Origin of the sequence: Sorangium sp. So ce1014, from assembly GCF_051521505.1 — a bacterium.
Classification (GTDB): Bacteria; Myxococcota_A; Polyangia; order Polyangiales; family Polyangiaceae; genus Sorangium.
The window spans coordinates 11,577,895-11,603,156 of the sequence record NZ_CP150356.1 but is presented as its reverse complement, the minus strand read 5'-3'; the positions used below and the strand labels follow the sequence as shown (position 1 = coordinate 11,603,156).

The 25,262-nt window shown below is 67.9% G+C and carries 16 protein-coding genes; 12 read left to right on the top strand and 4 right to left on the bottom strand.

The window, feature by feature from the left end:
* Nucleotides 1-108 precede the first annotated feature (108 nt).
* The 5 genes from WME75_RS43730 to WME75_RS43710 all read left to right on the top strand — a co-directional run bounded on the left by WME75_RS43730 (nucleotide 109) and on the right by WME75_RS43710 (nucleotide 10,222).
* Nucleotides 109-2,793, top strand: a complete 2,685-nt coding sequence (locus WME75_RS43730; RefSeq protein ID WP_437483802.1) for an ATP-binding protein — start codon at nucleotides 109-111, stop codon at nucleotides 2,791-2,793.
* Between the two features lie 355 nt (nucleotides 2,794-3,148).
* Nucleotides 3,149-5,689 (top strand): nitrite reductase large subunit NirB, encoded by a 2,541-nt coding sequence (gene nirB / locus WME75_RS43725; protein WP_437483799.1) that lies wholly within the window; start codon nucleotides 3,149-3,151, stop codon nucleotides 5,687-5,689.
* A 35-nt stretch (nucleotides 5,690-5,724) separates the two neighbouring features.
* Complete coding sequence (nirD, locus tag WME75_RS43720; protein WP_437483796.1) at nucleotides 5,725-6,123, top strand: nitrite reductase small subunit NirD; 399 nt, start codon at nucleotides 5,725-5,727, stop codon at nucleotides 6,121-6,123.
* A gap of 119 nt (nucleotides 6,124-6,242) precedes the next feature.
* Nucleotides 6,243-7,973 carry a DmsC/YnfH family molybdoenzyme membrane anchor subunit gene (locus WME75_RS43715; RefSeq protein WP_437483794.1) on the top strand — a complete coding sequence of 577 codons (1,731 nt, stop codon included), beginning with the start codon at nucleotides 6,243-6,245 and terminating at the stop codon, nucleotides 7,971-7,973.
* Complete coding sequence (locus WME75_RS43710; protein ID WP_437483791.1) at nucleotides 7,973-10,222, top strand: molybdopterin oxidoreductase family protein; 2,250 nt, start codon at nucleotides 7,973-7,975, stop codon at nucleotides 10,220-10,222. The genes WME75_RS43715 and WME75_RS43710 overlap by 1 nt, the downstream gene beginning before the upstream one ends.
* Before the next feature lie 34 nt (nucleotides 10,223-10,256).
* Here WME75_RS43710 and WME75_RS43705 read toward each other — a convergent pair whose 3' ends face one another.
* A complete protein-coding gene (locus tag WME75_RS43705) occupies nucleotides 10,257-10,421 on the bottom strand; it encodes a hypothetical protein (protein WP_437483788.1) in 165 nt (54 codons plus the stop codon).
* A 757-nt stretch (nucleotides 10,422-11,178) separates the two neighbouring features.
* Between WME75_RS43705 and WME75_RS43700 the strand changes: the two genes are divergently transcribed.
* Entirely contained in the window at nucleotides 11,179-12,228 is a 1,050-nt protein-coding gene (locus tag WME75_RS43700) for an NAD(P)-dependent alcohol dehydrogenase (protein ID WP_437483786.1), read from the top strand.
* 153 nt (nucleotides 12,229-12,381) lie between these two features.
* Here WME75_RS43700 and WME75_RS43695 read toward each other — a convergent pair whose 3' ends face one another.
* Nucleotides 12,382-13,035, bottom strand: coding sequence for a YciI family protein (locus WME75_RS43695; protein ID WP_437483783.1), 654 nt, complete (start codon nucleotides 13,033-13,035; stop codon nucleotides 12,382-12,384).
* A gap of 585 nt (nucleotides 13,036-13,620) precedes the next feature.
* Here WME75_RS43695 and WME75_RS43690 point away from each other — a divergent pair.
* The 5 genes from WME75_RS43690 (at nucleotide 13,621) to WME75_RS43670 (ending at nucleotide 22,890) form a co-directional block, all read left to right on the top strand.
* Nucleotides 13,621-13,866 carry a hypothetical protein gene (locus tag WME75_RS43690; protein ID WP_437483780.1) on the top strand — a complete coding sequence of 82 codons (246 nt, stop codon included), beginning with the start codon at nucleotides 13,621-13,623 and terminating at the stop codon, nucleotides 13,864-13,866.
* Between the two features lie 480 nt (nucleotides 13,867-14,346).
* Complete coding sequence (locus WME75_RS43685; protein WP_437483777.1) at nucleotides 14,347-21,003, top strand: RHS repeat-associated core domain-containing protein; 6,657 nt, start codon at nucleotides 14,347-14,349, stop codon at nucleotides 21,001-21,003.
* Entirely contained in the window at nucleotides 21,000-21,470 is a 471-nt protein-coding gene (locus WME75_RS43680; protein WP_437483775.1) for a DUF4304 domain-containing protein, read from the top strand. Before WME75_RS43685 ends, WME75_RS43680 begins: the two co-directional genes overlap by 4 nt.
* Before the next feature lie 231 nt (nucleotides 21,471-21,701).
* The gene (locus WME75_RS43675) at nucleotides 21,702-22,025 is read left to right on the top strand and encodes a hypothetical protein (RefSeq protein WP_437483773.1); all 324 of its coding nucleotides are present in this window, start codon (nucleotides 21,702-21,704) and stop codon (nucleotides 22,023-22,025) included.
* 400 nt (nucleotides 22,026-22,425) lie between these two features.
* Entirely contained in the window at nucleotides 22,426-22,890 is a 465-nt protein-coding gene (locus WME75_RS43670; RefSeq protein ID WP_437483771.1) for an immunity 26/phosphotriesterase HocA family protein, read from the top strand.
* A 608-nt stretch (nucleotides 22,891-23,498) separates the two neighbouring features.
* On the opposite strand, the gene WME75_RS43665 is transcribed toward WME75_RS43670, so the two are convergent.
* Nucleotides 23,499-23,672, bottom strand: coding sequence for a hypothetical protein (locus WME75_RS43665; RefSeq protein ID WP_437483769.1), 174 nt, complete (start codon nucleotides 23,670-23,672; stop codon nucleotides 23,499-23,501).
* 106 nt (nucleotides 23,673-23,778) lie between these two features.
* Here WME75_RS43665 and WME75_RS43660 point away from each other — a divergent pair, with 106 nt between their 5' ends.
* Nucleotides 23,779-24,114 (top strand): hypothetical protein, encoded by a 336-nt coding sequence (locus WME75_RS43660; protein ID WP_437483767.1) that lies wholly within the window; start codon nucleotides 23,779-23,781, stop codon nucleotides 24,112-24,114.
* Here the strand turns inward: WME75_RS43660 and WME75_RS43655 are convergent.
* Nucleotides 24,101-25,153, bottom strand: coding sequence for a 2-isopropylmalate synthase (locus tag WME75_RS43655; RefSeq protein WP_437483765.1), 1,053 nt, complete (start codon nucleotides 25,151-25,153; stop codon nucleotides 24,101-24,103). The two genes, WME75_RS43660 and WME75_RS43655, sit on opposite strands and share 14 nt — an antisense overlap.
* Nucleotides 25,154-25,262 lie beyond the last annotated feature (109 nt).

Sequence of the window (25,262 nt, the reverse complement as noted above, 5' to 3'; positions counted from 1 at the left end):
AACCGGAGCGCCGACACCCGACATGTGGCCCCCAGCGCGGTTTGCGGATATGCATGAGCCGAGATGCATAGGCCGGACGCCCCTATCCTGACTCGAGCCAGCGCCGGTATGAACACCGGCGCCGAGCCCAGCGCGACGCTGGAATCCGGGCAGATCCAGCTCTTGCTCGACGCCCTGCCGGCGCTCATCTCCTATATCGATAGCGACGAGCGCTACGGCGTCGTCAACCAGGCCTACGAGCGCTGGTTCCAGGACGATCGCAGCTCGCTCGCCGGCCGGCAGGTGCGCGAGGTGATCGGCGACGCCGCGTACGCCGTCGTGAAGCCGCACATCGACGCGGTGCTCCGCGGAAAACCGCAAGATTTCGAGTCGCGGCTCGTTTACCGCAAGGGCGGCAGGCGCCACGTCCGCATCCAGTACATTCCCCACCTCGGCGCGAGCGGCGATGTGCGCGGCTTCTTCACGCTCGTCGCGGACATCAGCGAACAGAAGCGCGCCGAGGAGGCCCGTCGCCTGCTGGCCGACGCGACGGCCCTGCTCGATCCGGTGCTCGACCGCGACACGAGCTACCGGCGCGTCGCGGAGCTCGCCGTCACCTCGGTGGCGGCCTTTTGCTCGGTCCACACGCTCGATCCGGACGGCACCGTCCGCGCGCGGGTCATCGCGCACGCGGACCCGGCCAAGGCAGAGCTCGTCTCCAGGCTGGCCCAGCGCGGCCGGCTCTCGCCGGAGCCCGAGACGCCGCTGCACGAGGTGCTCCACGGCGGCCCCGGCCGGCTCCTGTCCGACATCCCCGACAGCGTGTTCGCCGGCGTGGCGCGCGACGCCGAGCACCTCGCCGCCCTGCGCGCGCTCGGCTGCCGCTCCGCGGTGATCGTGCCGATCCGCGGCGAGGAGCACGTCCTCGCGGCGCTCACGCTCGCCTCCGCCGAGTCGGACCGCACCTACACCGCGGCCGATCTCGCCTTCGCCGAGGAGCTCTCGCAGTGCATCCAGGTGGCCCTGCAGCGCATGCGCCTCTACGACCTGGCCCGCGACGCCGAGGGCGAGGCGCGGCGGCGCTTCCTGGCCGAGCAGGAGGCGCGCCGGGCCGCCGAGCGCGCCGCCCAGCGCATGGCCGGCCTCCAGCACATCACCGCGGCGCTCGCCGACGCGCTCACCTGCGACGCGGTGGCGGCGGTCGTCGTCGACCAGGGCGTCGCCGCCGCCGGCGCGTACGCCGGGACGGTCGTCGTGACGGCGGGCGACACGCTCGAGTGCCTCAAGGCGGTCGGCTACGCGCCCGAGGCCGTCGAGCGCTTCCGGGAGATGACCGCCGCCGACGGCCTGCCGCTCACCGACCCCCTGCGGACCGGCGCCCCCGTCTGGCTGCGCTCGCGCAAGGAGTGCTCCGCCCGGTACCCGGATTTCGCGGCCGGCGCGCTGGCCGCCGCCACCGCCTCGCTCTGCTGTCTCCCGCTCTGGGTCCAGGAGCGGCCGATTGGCGTGCTCGGGCTGAGCTTCGCGGAGGCGCGCCCCTTCGATCACGAAGAGCAGGAGTTCCTCGTCGCGATGTCGCGCCAGTGCGCGCAGGCCATCGAGCGCGCCCGCCTGCACGAGGAGCGCGCCGCCATCATCGAGCGCGAGCGGCGCGTCGCCCTCGAGAACGCCCGGCTGTACCGCGAGGCCCACGAGGCGGACCGGCGCAAGGACGAGTTCATCGCGATGCTCTCGCACGAGCTCCGCAACCCGCTCGCGCCCATCACCACCGGCCTCGAGCTCCTGCGCATGAACACGAGCGAGCGCGGCGACCGCGACGACAGCCAGGTCCTCACGACCCTGGAGCGGCAGGTGAAGACGATCGTTCGGCTCGTCGACGATCTGCTCGACGTCTCCCGGATCACGCGCGGCAAGATCGAGCTGAAGCGGGAGCGGCTCGACGTCGGCTCGGTGGTCGAGGCCGCGGTCGACTCGGTGCGTCCGCTCCTCGCGCAGCGCCGGCACGAGCTCCTCCTGTCGGTCGAGCCGGGGGTCTTCGTGCACGGCGACCGGGTGCGGCTCGAGCAGATCGCCGTGAACCTGCTCAACAACGCCATCAAGTACACGAACCCGGGCGGACGCGTCTCGCTCTCCTCCTCCACGACGAGCGGCGGCGACGCGTGGATCCGGGTGACCGACACCGGCGTCGGCATCTCCGCCGAGCTCCTGCCGCTCGTCTTCGAGCCGTTCATGCAGGCGCGGCGCACGCTGGATCGCTCGCAGGGGGGCCTCGGGGTCGGGCTGACGCTCGTCAAGCGGCTGGCGGAGCTGCACGGCGGGCGCGTCGAGGCCGTGAGCGCCGGCGCCGGCGAGGGCACCACCATCAGCGTCTGGCTCCCCCTCGCGGGCGCGTCGGCGGAGAGCGCCGAGGCGCCCGCGACCGAGCTCCCGCGCTCCGGGGCGAGCGCCCTCCGCGTCCTCCTCGTCGACGACAACGTCGACGCCGCCGAGGGCCTGCGGCGCATCCTCCAGCTCCACGGCCACACGGTGTCGATGGCGCACGACGGCCCGGCGGCGCTCGAGACCGCGCGCGCGTCGAAGCCCGAGCTCGTCCTGCTCGACATCGGCCTGCCCGGGATGGACGGCTACGAGGTCGTCCGGCGCCTGCGCGCCGAGCCCGAGCTCCGCCGCTCCTACATCGCCGCCGTGTCCGGCTACGGGCAGGACCAGGACCGCCGCCGCTCGCGCGAGGCAGGCTTCGACGCCCACCTCACGAAGCCGGTCGCGACGCCGCAGCTGCTCGCCCTCGTCGCCGAGGCCGCCCCGCGCGGGTGACCGGCCCGCCGGCCATTTCAGAATTGCAATGGTTCCGCTCCGGCGGAGCGACACACACACGAAACAGTCACCTCCTGTTTCGCGCGAATCGCCCTTTTCCTTTCATTGACGCTGTTCAGATCGCCCTCGCGCGGAGCCTTGTTACGCTCGTCCGCGACCGCGAAACGCGCAGGAAACAGAGGGAATTTCCGGGATCGAGCGCGCCGCTGGGCACACAATTTATTCCTGCGAAACAGTTGTGAAACAGAGCCCACAGTAGACAGTTTCTGGTCCGGGAGTGCGGCCGGGCGCCTCGCTCGGACGGCAGTACGGCAGTGACGGTGAGAATGACTCACCGGGTCCAAAGGTGGGTTTCATGAGCAAGAAGAAGGACCTCCTCGTCATCGGCAACGGTATGGTCGGGCACAAGTTCATCGAGAACATGGTTCTCGGTGGCTTCCTGCGCGAATGGAACATCACGACCTTCTGCGAGGAGCCGCGGCTCGCCTATGACCGGGTGAACCTGTCCGCCTTCTTCAGCGGCAAGTCGGCGGATGACCTGTCGATGGTGAAGCCCGGCCTCTACGAGGAGGCGGGGATTCACGTCCACCTGGGCGACAAGGCCGTATCGATCGACCGGCGCAGGAAGGCCGTGACCTCCGCGAAGGGGAAGACGGTCTATTACGACAAGCTCATCCTCGCCACCGGCTCGTACCCGTTCGTCCCGCCGATCAAGGGCAAGGACACGAAGGGCTGCTTCGTGTACCGCACGATCGACGACCTCGAGGCCATGGCGGCCCACGCGAAGGGCGCGAAGGTCGGCACGGTCATCGGCGGCGGCCTGCTCGGGCTGGAGGCGGCCAACGCGCTCAAGAACATGAACCTCCAGGTCCACGTCGTGGAGTTCGCGCCGCGGCTGATGGCCCTCCAGGTGGACGACGCCGGCGGCGCGATCCTCCGCCAGAAGATCGAGTCGCTCGGCGTGGAGGTGCACACGAACACCTCGACCACCGAGATCGTCGCCGAGCACGGCCGCGTGGCGAGGATGCTCTTCGCCGACCAGACCGATCTCGCGACCGACATGATCGTCTTCTCCGCCGGCATCCGCCCGCGGGACGAGCTCGCCCGGGCGTGCGATCTCGCGATCGGCAACCGCGGCGGCGTCGTCATCAACGATCGCTGTCAGACGTCGGATCCGGACATCTACGCGATCGGCGAGTGTGCCAGTTACAGCAACCAGCTCTATGGCCTGGTGGCGCCCGGCTACCACATGGCCAAGGTCGCGGCCGACGCCCTCACCGGCGGGAAGGAGACCTTCAACGGCTTCGACATGAGCACCAAGCTCAAGCTGATGGGCGTGGACGTCGCGAGCTTCGGCGACGCGTTCGCGACGCAGCCCGGCGCGCGCGTGGTCAGCTTCATGAACGCGGCGTCGAACGTCTACAAGAAGCTCGTCGTCAGCGCGGACGGCACGCACCTCCTCGGCGGCATCCTCGTCGGCGACGCCTCGAACTACGGGCAGCTGCTCCAGCTCGTGCAGAACAAGATCGTGCTGCCGCCGAACCCCGAGGACCTCATCGTCTCGGCGCGCGACGGCGCGAAGCCGGCGGGCTTCGGGGTCGAGGCGCTGCCCGACACCGCCATGATCTGCTCGTGCCTGAACGTCACGAAGAAGGCCATCTGCTCGGCCATCTGCGACGACAAGCACGTCACGGTCGCCGGCATCAAGGGGCACACGAAGGCCGGCACGGGCTGCGGCTCGTGCACCACGCTGATCACCGACATCCTGAAGAAGGAGCTCAAGAAGGCGGGCGTCGCGGTGACGAACTACCTCTGCGAGCACTTCAACTACTCGCGGCAGGAGCTCTATCACCTCGTCCGGATCCACGCGGTCAAGACCTTTGACGACCTGATCGAGCGCCACGGCAAGGGCAAGGGGTGCGAGATCTGCAAGCCGGCGGTGGCCTCGATCCTCGCCTCGACGTGGAACGAGCACATCCTGAACAAGAAGCACCTGCCGCTCCAGGACACGAACGATCGCTTCATGGCCAACGTCCAGAAGGACGGCACCTACTCGGTGGTCCCGCGCGTGCCGGCCGGCGAGATCACGCCGGATCAGCTCATCGCCCTCGGGCAGGTCGCGAAGAAGTACAGCCTGTACTCGAAGATCACCGGCGGCCAGCGGGTGGACCTGTTCGGCGCGCGGCTGGAGCAGCTGCCCGACATCTGGGGCGAGCTCATCGCCGCCGGCTTCGAGTCGGGGCACGCCTACGGCAAGGCGCTCCGCACCGTGAAGTCGTGCGTGGGCAGCACCTGGTGCCGCTACGGCGTGCAGGACTCGGTGGGCTTCGCGGTCGCGGTCGAGAACCGCTACAAGGGGCTGCGCAGCCCCCACAAGCTGAAGTCCGCGGTGTCCGGCTGCGCGCGCGAGTGCGCCGAGGCGCAGAGCAAGGACTTCGGCATCATCGCGACCGAGAAGGGCTACAACCTCTACCTCTGCGGCAACGGCGGGATGAAGCCGCAGCACGCCCAGCTCTTCGCCTCGGATCTCGACGAGGCGACGCTCATCAAGTACCTCGATCGGTTCCTGATGTTCTACATCCGCACGGCCGACCGGCTCCAGCGCACGGCGACGTGGTTCAACAACCTCGAGGGCGGCATGGATTACCTCAAGCAGGTCGTCATCGAGGACTCGCTCGGGATCTGCGAGGAGCTCGAGAAGGAGATGGCCCACCTCATCGCGACCTACGAGTGCGAGTGGAAGGCCGCGGTCTCCGACGCCGACAAGCTCAAGCAGTTCCGCCCGTTCGTGAACGCCGGAGAGGCGGACCGGAGCATCGTCTTCGTCAGCGAGCGGGCGCAGCACCGCCCGGCGGCCTGGAAGGAGAAGTCGAACGTCGTCGAGGAGATGATCTGACCGGGGTCGACAGGCCTTTTCTGAGAGGGATCGTCATGAGCGAGCTGCACACGTCGGAAGCGCCCCGGAACGAGGGCACGACCCAGGGCTGGGTCGAGGTTTGCGGGGCCGAGGACATCATCCCGAACACGGGCGTCTGCGCGCTCGTGGGGAAGCGCCAGGTCGCGGTGGTCCGGGTCGGCGAGGGCGAGGAGATCTACGCCATCAGCAACTTCGACCCGTTCAGCAAGGCGTTCGTCCTCTCGCGCGGCATCGTCGGGGACAAGGGGGGCATTCCCAAGATCGCCTCGCCGATCTACAAGCAGAGCTTCGACCTGCGCACCGGCCAGTGCCTGGACGACCCGGGCGTGCGCGTCCCCGTGTATCCCGCCCGGATCCGGGGCGGGCGCGTCGAGGTCCAGGTCCCGGCAGAGCCGTACGTCGCGGCGAGCTGACCCGATGGGCTGGCGAGGCAGCGCCGCTTTTCTCTTCGCGACGGGCACGCCGCCGTTCGCGGTGTGTCTCTTGAAGTTCTCCGGGCTAGGTTTCCGCGCGGGGTAGACAGGGATTATCGATGAGCGTTGCAAAGGTGTCGGACACTCATTTTCGTTTGCCCATCATCAACTCGCCGCCGAAGATCCAGGACAGCAACAAGACCCTGCTGGAGGCGCTCCTCGCGGACCAGCAGAAGCTCACGGCGGTCGAGAAATTCTCGAAGATCCACGAGGAGCACGCGCTCCCGGCTCAATCCAAGTACTACCGCGACCTCATCCCCTTCGAGAAGCCGAAGCCGGGGCAGCAGTACGCGTTCGAGGTCGACCTCGACGCCTGCACGGCGTGCAAGGCGTGCGTCACCGCCTGCCACAGCCTGAACGGCCTCGACGAGGACGAGGTGTGGCGCTCGGTCGGGCTCCTGCACGGCGGCACGCCCCAGGCGCCGGCGCAGCAGAGCGTGACCACGGCGTGCCACCACTGCCTGGACCCGGCGTGCATGACGGGCTGTCCGGTCAAGGCCTACGAGAAGGACCCGGTCACCGGCATCGTCAAGCACCTCGATGATCAGTGCATCGGCTGCCAGTACTGCGTCCTGATGTGTCCCTACGACGCTCCGAAGTTCAACGCGGAGCGGGGGATCGTGCGCAAGTGCGATATGTGCAGCGACCGGCTGGCCAACGACGAGGCCCCGGCGTGCGTGCAGTCGTGCCCCAACGGCGCCATTCGCATCACGGTGATCGATCAGGCGCAGGCCGTGCAGGAGAGCCAGACCAACGTCTTCCTGCCGGGCGCGGCGGCGCCGGAGATCACGATCCCGACGACCACCTACAAGACGAAGAAGTCGCTCCCGCGCAACATGCTGCCTGCGGACTTCTACCAGGTGAGCCGGGAGCACTCCCACCCTCCGCTCGTCGCCATGCTCGTGCTGACGCAGCTCTCGGTGGGCGCGTTCTGCGTGAACCTGGCCCTCAACGAGCTGCTCGGCGAGCAGGCGACCCGGGATTTCGGCGGCCACAGCGCCACCTTCGCGCTCGTGTTCGGGCTCGCGGCGCTGAACGCGAGCCTCTTGCACCTGGGTCGACCGCAGTTCGCGTTCCGGGCGTTCCTGGGGCTCAAGACGTCGTGGCTCAGCCGGGAGATCCTCGGGTTCTCGCTCTTCGCCGGCGCCGCGACCCTCTACGCGGCCTCGTTCTGGGTGCCCTCGATCCCGGCGCTCGCGCCGCTCTTGCCGCTCGCCCCCTTGCAGACGCCGCTGTCCTACGCGGTCGCGTTGAGCGGGATGCTGGGCGTGTTCTGCTCGGTGATGGTGTACGCCGCGACCCAGCGCGAGCACTGGCGCGGGGGCCTCACGGGCTTCAAGTTCGCGGGCACGGCGGCCGTGCTCGGGAGCTCGACGGTCCTGATGGTCGCGCTGCTGCTGAGCCGCGAGCACGCGGCGCTGCTCCTGACCCGCGGCTTCCGCGCGCTGAGCGCGTTCTTGTGCGTGTCGATGGCGCTCAAGCTGGTGGTGGAGCTGTCGATGTTCCGGCACCTCCGGCGGCGGAGCCACTCGACGCTCAAGCGGAGCGCGATCCTGATGGCGGGGGAGCTGAAGGGCGCGACGGGCTGGCGCTTCGCCTGCGGCGCGCTCGGCGGCATCGTCCTGCCCGCGCTCAGCCTCTTCTCGGCGCCGAACAGCGGCGTGAGCTCCGAAGCTTTGATGGCCATGGCGGTCGTGGCGTTCGTGTTCTGCCTCGCGGGCGAGTTCCTCGAGCGGTATCTGTTCTTCGCCGCCGCGCCCGCCTCCAAGATGCCCGGAGGGCTCTCCTGATGACCACCGACGCGAGCGATGCAAAGGCAAAGAAGACGTCCGCGGAGCCGAAGAAGGCGGACAACCTCCTCCTGCAGCGCAACGGGCCGCTGACGCGCGACCTGCTGCTCGCGCCCGGCGAGTTCGGCCTCGGGAGGGTGCCTGCGCGGCTGAAGCCGGATCAGACGACCACGGTCGTGTGCGGCTTCTGCTCGACCGGATGCGGGCTGAACGTCCACCTGAAGGACGGCGAGGCGATCAACCTCTCGCCGAACACCGACTATCCCGTCAACCTGGGGATGGCGTGCCCGAAGGGCTGGGAGGCGCTCACGCCGCTCCGGGCGAGCGACCGCGCCACGACGCCGCTCCTCAGGAACGCCCGCGGGAAGCTGGAGCGGGTGGAGTGGGACGTCGCGCTGCGCACGTTCGTCGACAGGTTCAAGGCGATCCAGGAGGCGCACGGCAAGGAGTCGGTCGCCTTCATCAGCACGGGGCAGATCGTCACCGAGGAGATGGCCTTCCTCGGGGCGCTCGCGAAGTTCGGGATGGGCATGCTGCACGGGGACGGCAACACCCGGCAGTGCATGGCGACGTCGGTTGTCGCCTACAAGGAGTCGTTCGGCTTCGACGCGCCGCCCTACACGTACCGGGATTTCGAGGAGTCCGACGTCGTGGTGCTCGTCGGCTCGAACCTCTGCATCGCCCACCCGATCATGTGGGAGCGGCTGTGCAAGAACAAGAATCATCCGGCGATCGTCGTCGTGGATCCGCGCAAGACCGAGACGGCGATGGCGGCGACGGCGCACTATGCGCTGAAGCCGAAGTCGGACCTGACGCTGTTCTACGGTATCGCGCACCTCCTCATCCAGCGCGGGTGGATCGACAGGGATTACATCGACGCGCACACCGTCGATTTCGAGCAGTTCAGGGCGCACGTCGAGGAGTTCACGCCCGCGCGGGTGTCCGCGGCGACGGGGATCAGCGAGGAGCAGCTCGCGTCGTTCGCCGAGACGATCCACAGCGGAAAGCGGGTGTCGTTCTGGTGGACCATGGGCGTCAACCAGAGCCACGAGGGCGTGCGGGTCGCGCAGGCGATCATCAACCTCGCGCTGATGACGGGGAACATCGGGCGGCCCGGGACCGGGGCGAACTCCATCACGGGCCAGTGCAACGCGATGGGCTCGCGGATGTTCAGCAACACGACGGGCCTGTTCGCCGGCCACGACTTCACGAAGGAGGAGCACCGGAAGAAGATCGCCGCGATCCTCGACATCCCGGAGGAGGTCATCCCGACCCGGAACAGCCTGGCCTACGACCAGATCATCGAAGGCATCCTGAAGGGGAAGATCAAGGGGCTCTGGATCATCGCGACGAACCCGGCCCACTCCTGGATCAACCAGGAGGACCTGCACGAGCTCCTCGGCCGCCTGGAGTTCCTCGTGGTGCAGGACATGTATGCCACGACCGAGACGGCGGAGCGCGCGCACCTCGTCCTGCCGGCGGCCTCGTGGGCCGAGAAGGAGGGCACGTTCATCAACTCGGAGCGGCGCATCGGCCTCGTGAAGAAGGTCGCGCGGGCGCCCGGCCAGGCGCTGGCCGACTTCCACATCTTCCAGCTCGTGGCCCAGTACTGGGGCTGCGGCGACCTGCTCGAGGAGTGGAAGAGCCCCGAGGCCGTCTTCCAGATCATGAAGCGGCTCTCGAAGGGGCAGCCGTGCGACATCACGGGCATCGACGACTACGCGATGATCGACGAGCGCGGGGGCATCCAGTGGCCCTACCCCGAGGGGGCGGCCTTCGAGACGAACGAGCGGCGGCTGTTCGAGGACGGCCAGTACTACCGGCCGGATCAGAGGGCGAAGTTCGCCTTCCAGGCGCCCCGCCAGCTGCCGGAGCCGACCGACGAGCAGTATCCGTTCACGCTGCTCACCGGGCGAGGGAGCTCCAGCCAGTGGCACACGCAGACGCGGACAAAGAAGTCGGCGGTGCTGCAGCGGCTCTATCCGAAGGAGATCTACGTCGAGGTGAGCCCGGTCGACGCGAAGAAGCTCGGGTTCGAGATGAACGAGTGGGTCGTCATCGCGTCACGCCGCGCGGAGATCAAGGCGCGGGCGTTCGTCACGAACTCGGTGCAGCCGGGGGAGATCTTCATCCCGATGCACTACGAGATCACGAACAAGCTGACGTTCCCGGCGTTCGATCAGTATTCCCGGCAGCCCTCGTACAAGGCATGTGCGGTGAAGATGCGGCGCGAGGAAGATCGCGGGTAGCACCGCGCCGGCCCAGCATCCCTGCGAGGTGTCGTCAGCGCCGCCCGAGCGGCTTCACGACGAGCACGCCGGTCTGGACATAGCGATCGTAGACGGCACGCAGCTCCACGTCGTTGAGCCCCCGCTCGTCGCCGTCGAGGATGTAGAGCCCGCGCTCCGGGTCGCGGTAGGCGTTCGCCTGGAACTCCTCCCAGCTCAACTCGTCGTCTCCGCTCGGCGCGGATTCGTCATCCCCGGATGAAGAGGAGGGATCCATGCCGCCGCAGCCGGCGAGCGCGAGCGCACAGAGAAGGACAGACAGGGAGCACCCGATGCGGCTCCTGGACAGACGCCCCGAAGACGATCCTTGATTCATTGGAACACCTTTCGCGGTCAGATCACACGTTGTTCGCAACCAAGAGAATCTTGCCGGCGGCGATTCGACAGCCAGCGCCGCCAGCATCTTGCATGATTACACAGGAATCGAGGGACATGGAAGTCCCATGCGGGAGCTGAAGCGCACCTGGGTCGCCGCCAGCGCGGGGTTGCGGTCACAGCGGCGGCTGCGCCGTGCGAGCCAGGAGGAGAAAGTGAAGCTCGCACCGCACCTGCCACGGGTCGTGCAGATCGAACGAAACCGGCGCGCCTGGGCTACATCGGCCCCATCACGGCGCGCGGCGGAGCGTGGTCCTGGAAGTGGGGGTCGGGTTCGACCGACTCGGCCAGACGAACACGTCCCAGAACGACCACGCCGACCCGTACTTTGCGGTCGAACGGGCGATGCCGTTCTCTGACAGAGAATGGCGGCTTTCGCTGTTCCTCGATGAGGCCGCCTCCACTCCACAGCCTGCGGGGTGGGCTCAAAGCGCTGGCGACAGTGGAGGAGTTCGTCCCGTCGCTCTTCGAGCGAGGAAGCGGGCACGCAGCCTGCGTCCCCTGCCGTTGCCGCGCCTTGCCGTTCCGTGTACACAGGTCGGATGATTCGAGCACAAGGCTACGCCACGCAAAACGCACAATCGCCCCTCGCTCCGTTCGCGTTCGACCGGCGAGACCCGGGCGAGCACGACGTGGTGATCGCGATCTCCCATTGCGGGATCTGCCATTCCGACATTCATCAGGCCCGAGGCGAGTGGGGCAATTCGATTTACCCCATGGTGCCGGGCCACGAGATCGTCGGCCACGTGAAGGCCGTCGGGAAGGGCGTCACGAAGTTCCGCGAGGGAGACCGCGTCGGCGTCGGTTGTTTCGTCGACTCGTGCCGCGTCTGCGGGTCCTGCCAGGAGGGGCTCGAGCAGTACTGCGCGAGCGGGATGATCGCCACGTACAACGGCATCGAGAGGGACGGCAAGACGCCGACGTTCGGCGGCTACTCCGATGTCCTCGTGACGGACGAGAGCTACGTGCTCCGCGTGCCGATGAGCCTCGACCCCGCGGCCGTGGCGCCGCTGCTCTGCGCCGGCATCACGACCTACTCGCCCCTGCGCCACTGGAAGGTGGGCCCGGGGCAGAGGGTCGCCGTGGTCGGCCTCGGCGGACTCGGGCACATGGGCGTGAAGTTCGCCGCAGCGCTCGGCGCCGAGGTCACCGTGATCAGCACGTCGACGCGGAAGGAGGCCGACGCGCGCAGGCTCGGCGCCAATCACTTCCTCGTGAGCACCGACCCGAGCGCGGTCGCCTCGGCGGCGGGCTCGTTCGACTTCATCCTCGACACCGTGTCGGCCTCGCACGACGTGAACGCGCTCATCGGCACGCTCCGGCGCGACGGCACGCTCGTGCTCGTGGGCGCGCCGGAGAAGCCGCTCGAGATCGGGGCCTTCGGCCTGCTCCTCGGCCGCCGTCGGTTCGCGGGCTCCGCGATCGGCGGGATCAAGGAGACGCAGGAGATGCTCGATTACTGCGGCGAGCGCGGGATCGTCTCCGACGTGGAGGTGATCCCGATCCAGCAGGTCAACGAGGCGTACGAGCGGACCGTGAAGGGCGACGTTCGTTACCGCTTCGTGATCGACATGAAGAGCCTCTCGGCCTGACGTTCAGCCGAACGCGTCCCGAAGCACGATCGTCTCGTCCCGCCGCGGCCCCACCGACACAAGGAATACCGGCAGATCCGCCGCCGGCGCCTCCCTTCGACGCCACACCGCAGGCGGCGAGACCGCCTCGACGGCCGCCTCCGCCCCGCGCGCCTACTCTTCGTCCTGGCTGACGAGACGCACGTCGATCTCGAGCGTGCCACCGAGGATGTCCGCGTAGCGCCTGGACACGTCGATGACTTCGTCCATCCCCGAGAGGTCGAGGACCGCGAAGCCACCGATGAGCTCCTTCGACTCCGCGAAGGGCCCGTCGAGCACGCTGAGCTCGCCCTTGGTGAACAGGAGGCGTTTGCCCTGGGCGCTCGGCTCGAGTCGATGGGTGCGGACGAGCACGCCAGCTTTGGTCATCTCGGTCCGGAGGCGCGAGAGCGCGGCCTTCTGCTGGGCACTCCGCCCGCCAGCCTCGGTGGACCGATCGGCCTTTTCGATCAGGAGCACCTGGAGTGGAGGGTTCTCCGGCATGGGCATTACGCCGATGTCCCACGGCTCGTTGACCTTGCCGACCTCGAGCTCACAGTCGCCGAGGATCTTGCCGTAGCGCTCCGCCCAGCCGAGCGCTTGCTCGAGGGTGCCGACCTTGAGTTGCAAGGTCGCGGCGGGAAGCTCGTGCGCGCCCCGGTAGGGGCCGCGCTTGGTGGTGACATTGCCTTCGCGGAAGACCAAGCGCGTTCGCGTCTTGCTGCCACCGAGGCCGGCACCGTCGATGAGTCGACCGGATTGCGCGAACTCGCCGACGAAGGCGCCCATCTTGTGGACGAGCTCGAGGGGCGGTGGGTTGCCTGCTTCGGTCTCGGGATCGTTCTTGTGCATCATCATAAAACGCATGGCTGACTCCTGATGTCAGAGGTGAGAAGAAGCGCGGCGGGGCGGCCTCGCCACTCGCCGGGCCCTTCATGGAGCACGACGCGCGGCGCGCGGTCGTAAACGACGGGGCAGGGGAAAATTTCTCAACTCCGCGAAATGAGAAGGGAATTTTCTTCAGCGCTCCTGGCTGGCAGGACGGGCGCGTGTGCGCAGGTAGCGCCTGCGACTGGCACGGACGTTGCGGTATGCCGTAGGAGCGACCAGGAACGTGGGGGAAATTACAATTGTTTCGGTGGGCCTCGTCGTGGTGGGGCTCTGGGCCGGATTGGGTTGCAGTTCGGAGCCTGGACCCGACGTCGGCACCGGTGGGGACGGCTCGGGCGGCCGGCCTGACGGAACGGGTGGCGGATCGGGCGGGGGCTCCGGCGGCTCAACGAGCTGCACGTCTAGTCTCGACCCGGGCACTTTTCTCGTGGAATCCGCGGCCATTGTTACATCACGAAGACCGGCCTGCGGTGGTCCGCGATCGTGCGCCGTGGTGGCTGCGCCAATCCATGCACGTTGCCGCAGGGCGGGCCTTATTATGGGATCCACGATACGGGCGAGCCCGACGAGATACCGGCGGCCGTCGTGGAAGAAATCGAGGCCACGTACCCCGGCTACCAGACGATCCCGCCGGAGCTCGGGAACGAGGTGGTGCCGGATGTGGACACGGACGGGGTGATGATGATGGGCGAGGCAACGATCTACATATGCCTCTTCTCGCCCAAGTGAACTTGGGTGGATCCGTAACCATTCCCTGGAACGAAAGACCGTCGCCGGTACCTCCCGCACGGCGGTGGACGGCCGAAAAGCACGAACAGAGCGCGGCACTTCGGATCGCCGCCGAGGTGGTCACGCACGGCCGCAGTGCGGCAGTCGGCAACGCGCAGGAGCAAGCTCGTCGAGCGGGGCATCATGGCCCCGGTCATGGCAGGGTCGACCCCGGTGAGCGCCGCAAGGACCACACCCAGGGCGACGGGCGGGCGATGATGTGGATGCGCCGTCCGATCGATCTCGCCTTACGGCGCCTCCAGCGCGGACGACCAAAAGCGTTATGGACACAGCGCAATCCCTGTTGCCGCGTGCATGCTGGCCGCGCACAGACACCCTGACGAATGCCTTGAGCTCAGCATAGGGAAGGGGGACCGACTTCAGATCAGCGCTTGACGCGAGCCGCCGCGCCATGGCCTCCTCGCTGCGAGGGAGGCTGCGATGGCGCTCGTTTTTCGACGCGTTCTCCGGGCGTGGATCCCGCTCTTGATGCTTCTCGCTTGCGCGCTCGCGCAGGGGGGATGCCAGTGTGTGCGCGGCGATCCGCCCCTGGAGCCGCCTCATGGCCTCATTGCTTGCCGGACCCAGCGCGCGCATGGCCCCGACACGTCCCGCCCCACGCCGGCGGTCGAGACCGTCGCTGCCGGCACCGTACCGGGGACGTTCTCCGTCACGAGCACCGGGGAGGCCGTGTACACCATGGAGCTGGCTACCGTGCCCTCCCGCGCGGGCATGGGTCCTCGGCTCCAGGTCGTCTATCGCAGCGATGGCGGCGACGGCGTACTCGGCGCCGGCTTCTCCATCGCAGGGCTCTCCGCGATCACGCGATGTCCGAAGAGCCTCGCGCAGGACGGCGAGATCCGCGGCGTGCGGTACGACGGTGATGACGAGCTCTGCCTCGATGGCCAGCGCCTCGTCCCCGTGGGAGAGGGACCGGGAACCATCGAGTACCGGACGTTCGCGGAGACCTTCGTCAAGGTGGTCGGGCACTACCCTCCGGAGGGCGGTGCGCCCGCCGAAGCGCTCTTCTTCGAGGCCTACCTGCCGAATGGCCGCGTCGTCGAGTACGGGCGCACCGAAGGCAGCAAGCCGCTCGCGCGGGGAGGCATCCCGCGTGCGTGGCTCGCGGAGAAGGTCCGTGACGGCCGGGGCAACGCCATGACGACCACGTATTGCCTCGCCGAGGCCGAGGACGGCCATGCCGCCGAGTACGCAGTGGATGAGATCCGCTACACGAGCTTCGAGGGCACGCCGTCGCTCGCGCCTTCGCGGGCGGTGCGCTTCCTGTATGGCACCAAGGACCCGGCCGCTATTCGTACGGGCTACTCGGGCGGCATGGCGCTCCAGCGCTCGCTTCGCCTGGAGGAGATCCAGATGCTCGGTCCGGGCGACGCGCTGGTCCGGAGCTACGGATTCCGCTACGAGCTCAGCCCGACGACGACCCGGACGCTGTTGACTGAGGTCGAGGAGTGCTCGAGCGATCGGGTCTGCAAGCCTCCCACCCGCTTTCAGTACAGCCATGGGAAGCCGGGGTTCAAGCGGCTGACGACGGATGTCGACAAGCCGGTCTCCGAGCTGGCGAGCCCGATGGTGTTCGACATCGACGCCGACGGGCTCGACGATCTGGTGATTCCGGACATGGTCGCGGGGCTCAGCACGCCGTCGAATCCGATCACCGCGTGGCGGGTGGCGCGAAACCTAGGACCGCGCAGCTCACCGACTTACCTCGCACCGGCGGAGCTCGCCTTCCTCGAGGATTGGCTGTTCGTCGCCGATCCGGCTGGGCCCTCCGACCCGGCCCTTCTCCAGCCCGAGCTCGGGACGGTCCTGGACTTCGACGATGATGGGCGGAGGGACGTCTTGCTCCACGATGCCTACGATGCCAAGACCACGTGGCATGTGCTCCTGTCCCGGCCGGACCGGACCTTCGCGCTTCATGACACGGGGATCCGCCGGCCGTTCCCGCTCGGGGTCACGCCCGCGCCGCCGAGCCTGAGCAGCCCCGGCGGCTCGATGCACCTCGCCGACCTGGACGGCGATGGCATGCCGGATCTGCTCCAGTGCGAGGACCACGACCGACTGGGACAATCGCCGATTCCGGCCTCTTCCGTGTGGACCGTCCACCTCTGGAGGCCTGTGCGCGGCGCGACGCCCGCGGGATTCGACCCGGCGAGCGAATCGATCGAGCTGCTCACCGGGTATCCCTGCGATACGGAGCTCCACACGCTCGACGTCGACGCCGACAGCAAGATCGATCTCATCGTGCCGTCCCTGCGGCGGTTCGGTGACGGGACGATCCTCCTCGGAGAGAGCTACGACGCGATCATGCGCCGGGGCGAGGGACGCTGGGAGGTGATCGACACCGAGCTCCCCGTCGTGTGGGGCGGGGGTCGCGTCGTCTTTCTCGACGTGAATGGCGATGGCCTACCCGATGCCGTCGAATCCGGCTTCAACCACCACGAGCTCATCACCTACCTCAACACCGGGCCGACGTTCGTGGCCTCGTCGTTCCGGACCGTGAGCGCGTTCAGCTTCGGCGATTTGCTGGGTCTGTCGGATCAGGACGCGTTCTTCCGGTTCGCCGTGCCGCTCGACTTCAATGGCGACGGGCGGCAGGATCTCCTCATGCCCGTCCCACCAGGCATGCTGCTGGGCGGCTCCGACGCGCTCCCGTCCTGGGCCGTCCTGCTGGCGACCGGCGACCGCGCGGGGCCGCCGTTCAAGCTCGTCGATGCAGGGGTGCCGTTCGCGGCCAGCCTCGGCGATGCCGTCACCCTGGCCGATCCACACGGGGCGCGCACCGGCGACGTCAATGGGGACGGGGCCCAGGACGTGATCCTGCCGCTCGGCGGCGTGTTCAACATCTTCCAGAACCTCTCGGCCGATCAGGATCTCCTCGTCGCGGTCTCCGACGGGATGAACGCGCACGACCCGACCGAGCCGGACTTCGTGCCCAACGTGAGCATTTCGTACGGCCACCTGACCGATGCGTCGGTCACGAGCGGAGGCGCAGCGGAGGAGGATCCGGACCGGAGGAGCGCGCTCTATCTCGCCCGTTCCAGCGCGGCGGACGACTGCGGCTATCCGCGGCGCTGCATCGTGGGCCCTCGGCGGGTGGTCAGCGGGTACGCCCTCAATAGCGGCGCGGATCGACCGCGGCGCTTCGAGGTCAGCTACCGGGACGGACGCTATCACCGGCTGGGCCGCGGGTTTCTCGGGTTCGGAGAGCGGATCGTCACCGATCTGGACACGCGCGCCGCAAGGATCGACGTCTACGACCATGTCACCTTTGACGACGAGCTGCAGGTCTTTCCTTTCGCAGGGCACGTCCAGCAGACGTGGCGCTGGGCGCCAGGGTTGCCCAGCCAGCCCAGGCCGGACCAGATCGAGCTCTCGTTCGTCGACGTGAAGCGGACGGTCGTTCCGACGAACAACGGCGCGACGTACTTCTCGCTGCCTACCGAACGCCGGGTGAGGCGAGCGCAAGGGGTCTATCCGCCCCCGAGCGGCGCGATGCCCTCGATCGAGACGTACGTGCGTCAGGTCGAGGGCGGAGGCGACGGCGCGACGCTGCTGCGCGACTCGGTGTCGAAGGTGACGGAGTTCGACGAGTTCGGGAACGTGCGCGCCAAGGAGGCCTCGACGAGCGGCGTCGACCTCACGCTCAACGTCACGCGGACGTTCAAGAACGACACCGAGCGCTGGGTCCTCGGCCAGCTCGAGACGCAGAAGGAGTGCAGCGCCGCGGCGGGGCTGTCGCAGTGCCGGATCCTCACGCGAACCACGACGATCTACGGCGAGGTGGATACCGAGTCGACCGAGAGCGACGACGGCCTGCCCGACACGAAGCTGTCGCTCACGTACACGCGCGATGACTTCGGGAACATCACCGGCGTCACGGCGGAGGACGCCTTCGGCCACAAGCGTACATCCACCACGGAGCTCGACGAGGAGGGCCTGTTCCCCGAGAAGTATGTCAATGCGGCCGAGCACACGACGATCGTGGAGTACGACGACGCGCTCGGCGTGCTCCTCAAGCGGGTCGATCCGAATCAGCTCGTCACGGAGTGGAAGTACGACGGCTTCGGGCGCCTCGGCATCAAGACGCGCCCGGACGGCACCACGACGACGGTCACGCTCTCGCGCACAAAGGACGGCGGCCCGGAGCAGGATGCCTGGCGCGTGATGCAGCAGAGCACGACGACCGGCGGCGCCGACGACACGGTGGAGTACGACAGCCTCGGCCGCCCGATCCGGTCGTGGTGGTACGGGCCCGAGCCGGAACCGTCGCAGGGCTGGGGCGAGGCGAAGCGCATCCTGCAAGAGATCGGCTACGATGCGCTGGGCGAGCACATCGCGCGGCGCTCGGTGCCGGTCAGCGAGGATACGCCCGAGAGCGAGCGGCTGTATGACCGCTACGAGCACGACGCCGTGGGCCGCGAAGTGCGCCATACGACGCCGTGGAACGCGGTCACGACGGCCGAGTACGACGGCTTGCTCGCGCGCGTCACCGACCCGCTCGATCACGTGACCGTGACCGAGCAGGATCCGCTGGGGAGAACCGAGTCCATCACCGATGCGGCCGGCGGGATCACCCGCTATAGCTACGGCCCGTTCGGCATGCTGCACACGGTCACCGATCCAGGCGGCGCTGTGACGCGCACGACGCGCGACGCGTTCGGCCGCGTCCGGCAGCTCGACGACCCCGATCGGGGCACGACGGTCTCGGTCCATGACGGCTTCGGCGAGCCGATGTCGTCGACGGATGCGCTCGGACGCGAGATCACGTGGACGTACGACGCGCTCGGCCGACCCGACACGCGCGTGGACCAGCACGGCGCCGAGCTTCTGACGACGAAGTGGACCTGGGATACCGCGGCGCACGGGATCGGAAAGCTCCACAGGCTCGCGAGCCCCGATGGCGACAAGACGTACGAGTACACCCGCTTCAGCCAGACCGAGACGATCACGCTCCGCATCGATGGAGAGGGCGCTCCCCTGGAAGCCAAGCTGGGCTACGACGATCTCGGCCGGATCGATACGGTGACGTATCCTGCGCCTTCCGGCGCGGCGTCGTTCGTCGTGGCCCACGACCACGACCCGCATGGCCATGTGCTCGCCGTGCGCGACAGCCAGACGAACGCCGCGTACTGGCGCTTGACGGACGTGGACAACGCGGGGCGCTTTCGAGAGGAGGTGTTCGGCAATGGCGCGGTCACGGAGCGGAGCTACCTCGCCGACAAGCAGCGCCTGAGGCACATGGTGACGCAGAGCGGCGCGGGCGAGGTGCAAGACCTGGACTATGGTTACGACGATCGCCTGAATCTCACCCACCGCACCGACGCGCTCCAGCCCCAGAACACGACGGAGCGTTTCCGGCACGACGCGATCCACCGGCTGACCTGCGCGTACTTCGGCGAGGTGGAGAGCGCGTCGGCGCCCTGCGCGCTCCGCTACGACTACGCGCCGAACGGCAATATCACCTTCAAGTCGGACGTCGGAACGCTTCTCTACGACGACCCGCTGCACCCGCACGCGGTCACCGGCGCGGGAACGGACAGCTTCAGTTATGACGCCGTCGGCAATCAGAGCGCGCGCCCCGGCGGCACGACGGTGCGCTATACGCCGTTCGACCTCCCGGAGCGCATCACGCAGGGCACGAGCACCGTCACGTTCGCCTACGACGGCGACCAGCAGCGGATCCGCAAGACCACGCCGGACAAGGAGACGCTCTACTTCGGCGATCTGTACGAGCGGGTCACCGAGGCGGCGTCGGGCACGGTAGAGCATCGGTACCACGTCCACTCGCCGGAGCGCGTGGTGGCGATCGTGACCCGGGGAGGCCCGGACGACGGCACGCGGTACGTGCATGTCGACCACCTCGGCTCGGTTGATGCGCTCACCGACGAGGACGGCGACGTGATCGAGCGGCGGAGCTACGACCCGTTCGGGCAGCGGAGAAACCCCGTGTGGGGAGAGCGCCCGCCGGCGTCGTTCTCCAGCGAGACGACGCAGGGGTTCACGGGGCATGAGAGCGACGACGAGAGCGGGCTCTTGAACATGAAGGGCAGGATGTTCGATCCCAGGATCGGGCGGTTTTTGACGACGGATCCGATCATTTCCTTCCCGTTCTTCGGGCAGAGCTGGAATCCGTACAGCTACGTGCTCAACAGCCCGCTCAACTTCGTGGATCCGAGTGGGTTCGAGCCGGAAGAGCGGGAGATTTTCAATGATCCGGAGTTCCACAACGATCCGGAGGTGCAGCGCATCCTGAGTTGCAGCGGGCTCGAATGCAACCATCCCTTCTTCAATCAGGTAGAGGGGCCGCGCGAGGCCGCGGAGACCGGCGCGGCGGCGCCGCCGGTCGACGTCAGCACGACCGGAAGCTCGTCCGGCTATGTGCCGCAGCCGGTAACCACGGCGCCGATCGATTGGTCGCAGAACCCCTATGTCCAGATCGAGGGAGGGTTCGTCGCCGGGTTGCTGATGGGGCTCGTGCCCTTTGCCGGCGTGGGTCACGAGCTGCTGGACGCCACGGGTGTGCTGGCCCATGGGACCCCGGAGGCCAGGATGGGGCTGGCCATCGGGCAGATCGTGGGTGGGCTCGCCCTCACGCTCGGGGGCTTGACGGGGGAGGCCTTCGGGGGCATCACGACCGCCACCGGCGTCGGCGCGGCGATCGGCGTGCCTGCGATCGCGGTGTCGACCGGGCTCGTCGTCGGTGGGGTCGGGAACATCGCGGCGGGGCTCCAGGGGCTGTCGCAAGCGATGATGTCAAGCGGGTCGGGCAGCACGGGCCCGCAGGGGACGGCACCCATTTCGCAGAGAGCGCCGAGCTCTGGCGAAACCGCGGCAACAGCAGCAGGACGAGCAGCACACAAATCATGGCAACCCCCTCCAGGATTTCAGAAAGAATTCCGATTGCCAAGTGGCCGCCGCCCAGATGCGGTCAACCCGAAAACTCGTGAGGTGATCGAGCTCAAACCAAACAATCCGCGCGCGATCCGCGAAGGGAAGAGCCAAGTGGAGACCTACGTGAAGGAGCTCGAAGACATCACTGGACAAACATGGACCGGACGCGTGGAGACTTACCCATGAAGACCGAAAACCCAGTCAAGCTTGCCACGGACGCCGCTCTAAAGAGCGCTCAATTCCTCAGAAAATCCGGCACTTGGTATCGCAACGTCGAGGAGACAGTGTTGATCGTGGACGTGCAACGCTCGAACTTCGGGCAGCAGTACTACATCAACCTTGGCATCTTCGTGAAGGGCCTCGCTCAGCAACTCACAAAGTTGCCACCCAAGGAAAGCGAGTGCCACATCCGACTGAGGCTTGAATCACTGATGCCCGAAGCGGAGGAACAGGCAAGCCAAGCTCTCCTAGATCTAGAAAATATATCCATTGGATTCGACGAGCGACAAATAAGGATTCGCGAAGCTATCGATAGCGTGGCGCTTCCGTTCCTGTTACAATGCAGTACCCGTGCGGGAATTTGCGAGGCCAATCGCAGTGGACGATTGGGCTCTGCCGTGATTCATAAGAGCGTTCGCAATGCCTTATTGTGACCTCCGCAGCTCGGGGCTGAAATCCGTACAGCTGCGTGCTCAACAATCCGCTCGACTTCGTGGCTCCGAGCCGGTTCGAGCCGGAAGAGCGGGAGATCTTCATCGTTCTGGAGTTCCTCAGCGTTCCGGAGGTGCAGCGGGCTCGAATGCAACCATCGCTTCTTCAATCAAGTAGAGGGACCCCGCGAAGCTGCGGAGATCGGCGCGCCGGCGCCTCCGGGCGACGTCAGCATGACCGGGAACGCCTCCGGGTATGTGCCGCAGCCGGTGACCACGGCGCCGATCGACGGGTCGCAGAACCCCTATGTCCAGGTCGAGGCAGGGTTCGTCGCCGGGTTGCTGCTCGGGGCCGTTCCTTTCGCCGGCGTGGGTCATGAGTTGCTGGACGTCGCCGGCGTGCTGGCCCATGGGACCTCGGAGGCCAGGATGGGGCTGGCCATCGGGCAGATCGTCGGTGGGATCGCCCTCACGATCGGGGGCTTGACGGGGAAGTCTTCGGCGGCGTCACGAGCGCCATCGGAATCGGCGCGACGATCGGTGTGCCCGCGATCGTAGTGTCGACCGGGCTCGTCGTCGGTGGGGTCGGGAACATCGCGGCGGGGCTCCAGGGGCTGTCGCAGGTGATGATGTCGCAAGGGTCGGGCAGCACGGGCCCGCAGGGGACGGCGACGGCCGCAAAGGGAGGAACGTACAAGTTGCGCGATCCCGAAACCGGTCAGGTCCGTCGGACCGGTAGCACGAACGACCTTCGGCGGCGAGAAGGGGAGTATGGCCGGAACTCGGAGACCAAAGATCTCGATTTTGAAGTTGATCGACGAACTGACATATATCCTGCGCGGCGTGGTCGCGAGCAGCGCATTTACGACCAGACTCCCGAAGCAGACATGAACCGCAGGAGGCCGATTTCGCCGACCAATCCACGGCGAGATGAGTATCCCCGACGGGGAGACAAGCTATGAAGCGTCGCAGGCCTGCGCCTAATGGTACCGTATTCCTTGTGCCCCTACGCGACGGCGGACATGCGATAGGTGTGCTCGCGCGAGCACCTATGGAAGGTCATGCTTTCGGCTATTTTTTCGGCCCAAGAATTTCAAAAGTGAGCGATGTGGACCTGGCAAAGCTTATTCCGGAGAATGCACTTTTAGTTGGAAAGTTCGGAGATCTTGAGATCCTTTGCAAGAATTGGCCGATAGTTGGTGTCCTGAAGGATTGGGCACCTGCGGATTGGCCCATGTTGCCTATGGCACGCATCGACGAGGCGGCAGGCCGTGCCTGGCTGGCCACCTATGACGACTCGTTTGATTGCATCGAAGAGACGGAGATCGATGTCGATGCAGTGTCTCGGTATCCCTACGATCGGATGATGGGAGCAGGCGCTGTGGAGATTCGATTGACGAGCTTAATCCGGGCTGCGGAGTAATCGTAGGGACAATGAACAGGTGTTCGGCAACGTGCGCGCCGGGGAGGTCTCGACGAGCGGCGTCGACCTCACGCTCAACGTCACGTGGACGGATCCGCTCAACTTCGTGGCTCCGAGCCGGTTCGAGCCGGTTCGAGCCGGTTCGAGCCGGTTCGAGCCGGTTCGAGCCGAAAGAGCGGGAAATCTTCACCGTTCCGGAGTTCCTCAACGTCCCGGAGGTGCAGCGTATCCTGAGTTGCAGCGGGCTCGAGTGCAACCATCAGTCCGCAAAACCCCAGGCTCCAAGAGTACCTAAATGCAGCCAGACTCTTCCTGCGAAGGGACGAGCTCTCGCGGAGAGCATGGAAAGTTGCATATTCTGATTGCGACGCGAATGTCGTGGTATCCGAAGTCCGAACTGGGTACGAGGAAACTGATCTCGAACGTGATGCTGTCCTCGGCGCTGGCGCAGCGGAGATCGTGCTCACGAGACCGCCGCGATTGCCCATGGAAGAGGGTCACAGCGAGGACAGCCGCGATCGCCCATGGGAGAGGGTCTCAGTGGCGACAGCAGTGATGGCCAGGACCGCACCATCACAGCCCGGCCCCACCCCGGGCGCGCGCCGGGGTCAGACCCCGCGCGGAAAGTCGCCCTGCGGCGGGATGCGCGGGTCCTGGGTGGGGTCGGGCGAGGGCGGCTCGGGTTGCTCCGGGCCCGGGTCGCCCGGGTTGGGCGGCAGCGGGTCCTCGTCGTCGCCGCCGGGTACGTCCGTCTTTGCGAGCTCATGGGTGCGATTGTTCATGGCATTCTTCAAGTGCAATTCCCGAGCCATTGTAATTTTCACGCTGGACCCCACGGACGCCGCACGCCTTGACGCCGCGCCCCGGCCTCCGTGATCTGCGGCAGGCGTGCTCTCGATCCGCCACGACCCGTTCCCGCTGGAGGCCGCCCGCGACCTGCTCGGCATCGTGCGCGCGCTCTACGCCGCGGCGCGCGCGCGCGGGGCGGGCGTGGCAGATCTCCACGCCATCGCCGCGGTCGGCGACGATCTGCGGCAGGCGATCGCCCTCGCCGCGGCCCATCCGCCCGGCACGCTCGGCTTCTCGTCGGCGTGGACCCGCGCCGAGCGCGCGGCGGGCCGCGTCGGCGAGCTCGCGGACGCGCTCGCGCCCGCGGCGCCGATCGTCCGCGCCGCCGTGGCGCGCGTCGGCGTCAGCGGCGTCAGCGGCGTCACGCCCGGGTGAGCGCCCCCGCGATCGGGTGATCCGGCGGGATGGGCCAGGCGAGGGCGCGCGAGGCGACCGCGCAGTACGCGGCGAGGCGCTCGCGCGGCACCGGGGCGCGCGAGCCGAGGCGACCGAGGTTGTCGATGAGCAGCTCGAGGCAGCTGTTGCCCACCCGCTCCCCGACGCCGAGCGCCGTGGCGTGGACCCGCTCGACGCCGCACGCCGCCGCCCAGAGCGCGGCGGCGAGGCCGAGGCCGCGGTCGTTGTGGCCGTGCCAGTCGAGCTCGATCCGGGCCGCGCCCAGCGCGGCGAGCTCGCGCCGGGCGAACGCGACGAGCGCCGCGACCCCCGGCGGGGTGACATGGCCGGTCGTGTCGCAGAGACAGAGGCGCGCCGCGCCGGCGTCCACGGCGGCGCGGAAGAGCGTGTCGAGCATGGCGGGCGGCGAGCGGGTCGCGTCCTCCGCGACGAGGCAGAAGGGCAAGCCGGCCGCCGCGGCGGCCCGACCGGCCGCCTCGACGCTGCGGGCCAGGAAATCAGGCCCCCACCCCTCGACGAAGTGCCGGATCGGCGAGCTGCCGATGAACGCGTAGACCACGATCGGCGCCCCCGTGCGATCCGCGACGCGGGCGACCTCCTCGATGTCCGCGGCGATCGTGCGCGCGGCCGCGGTCAGGGCGAGCGGCAGCCTGGACGAGGCGATCTCCCGGGCGAGGAGGCACGCGTCCTCGAGCTGCCGCGGCCCGGCCGCCGGGATGCCGAGGTTCACCGCGTCGACGCCGATGCTCGCCATCGCGTGGAGCAGCTCGATCTTGTGCGCGCTCGGGGGGTTGACGGTGGAGACGCCCTGGATGCCGTCGCGCAGCGTCTCGTCGAGCACCTCGACCGGCCGGGCGCCCCGGCCGAAGGGCAGCCACGCCTCGGCCTCGGCGCACGCCGCAGCCCAGGCCTCGGCGGGCACGCCGCCCGGCGGCAGCCGGCGCTCCGCGGGCGCGGGCTCGGCGCGATTCCAGTCGAACACGGCCGCTGCGCCGGGCTCCCGGTCGTCGGGGCTCATGCGCTGCATGTCATCTCGCGGGGGCTCTCAACGTGGCGCATGCGCGGCGCGCCACGTCGACCCGGCGCGGGGGAGAGGTTACTTCATGTCGGCCTCCGGAGCAGGTCCC

Excerpts from the sequence above, each read along its gene's own strand:
- WME75_RS43730 (WP_437483802.1), top strand. The coding sequence starts at position 109 with ATGAACACCGGCGCCGAGCCCAGCGCGACGCTGGAATCCGGGCAGATC.
- nirB (WP_437483799.1), top strand. The coding sequence starts at position 3,149 with ATGAGCAAGAAGAAGGACCTCCTCGTCATCGGCAACGGTATGGTCGGG.
- nirD (WP_437483796.1), top strand. The coding sequence starts at position 5,725 with ATGAGCGAGCTGCACACGTCGGAAGCGCCCCGGAACGAGGGCACGACC.
- WME75_RS43715 (WP_437483794.1), top strand. The coding sequence starts at position 6,243 with ATGAGCGTTGCAAAGGTGTCGGACACTCATTTTCGTTTGCCCATCATC.
- WME75_RS43710 (WP_437483791.1), top strand. The coding sequence starts at position 7,973 with ATGACCACCGACGCGAGCGATGCAAAGGCAAAGAAGACGTCCGCGGAG.
- WME75_RS43700 (WP_437483786.1), top strand. The coding sequence starts at position 11,179 with ATGATTCGAGCACAAGGCTACGCCACGCAAAACGCACAATCGCCCCTC.
- WME75_RS43695 (WP_437483783.1), bottom strand. The coding sequence starts at position 13,035 with ATGGGCGCCTTCGTCGGCGAGTTCGCGCAATCCGGTCGACTCATCGAC.
- WME75_RS43685 (WP_437483777.1), top strand. The coding sequence starts at position 14,347 with ATGGCGCTCGTTTTTCGACGCGTTCTCCGGGCGTGGATCCCGCTCTTG.
- WME75_RS43680 (WP_437483775.1), top strand. The coding sequence starts at position 21,000 with ATGAAGACCGAAAACCCAGTCAAGCTTGCCACGGACGCCGCTCTAAAG.
- WME75_RS43675 (WP_437483773.1), top strand. The coding sequence starts at position 21,702 with ATGACCGGGAACGCCTCCGGGTATGTGCCGCAGCCGGTGACCACGGCG.
- WME75_RS43670 (WP_437483771.1), top strand. The coding sequence starts at position 22,426 with ATGAAGCGTCGCAGGCCTGCGCCTAATGGTACCGTATTCCTTGTGCCC.
- WME75_RS43665 (WP_437483769.1), bottom strand. The coding sequence starts at position 23,672 with ATGAACAATCGCACCCATGAGCTCGCAAAGACGGACGTACCCGGCGGC.
- WME75_RS43655 (WP_437483765.1), bottom strand. The coding sequence starts at position 25,153 with ATGAGCCCCGACGACCGGGAGCCCGGCGCAGCGGCCGTGTTCGACTGG.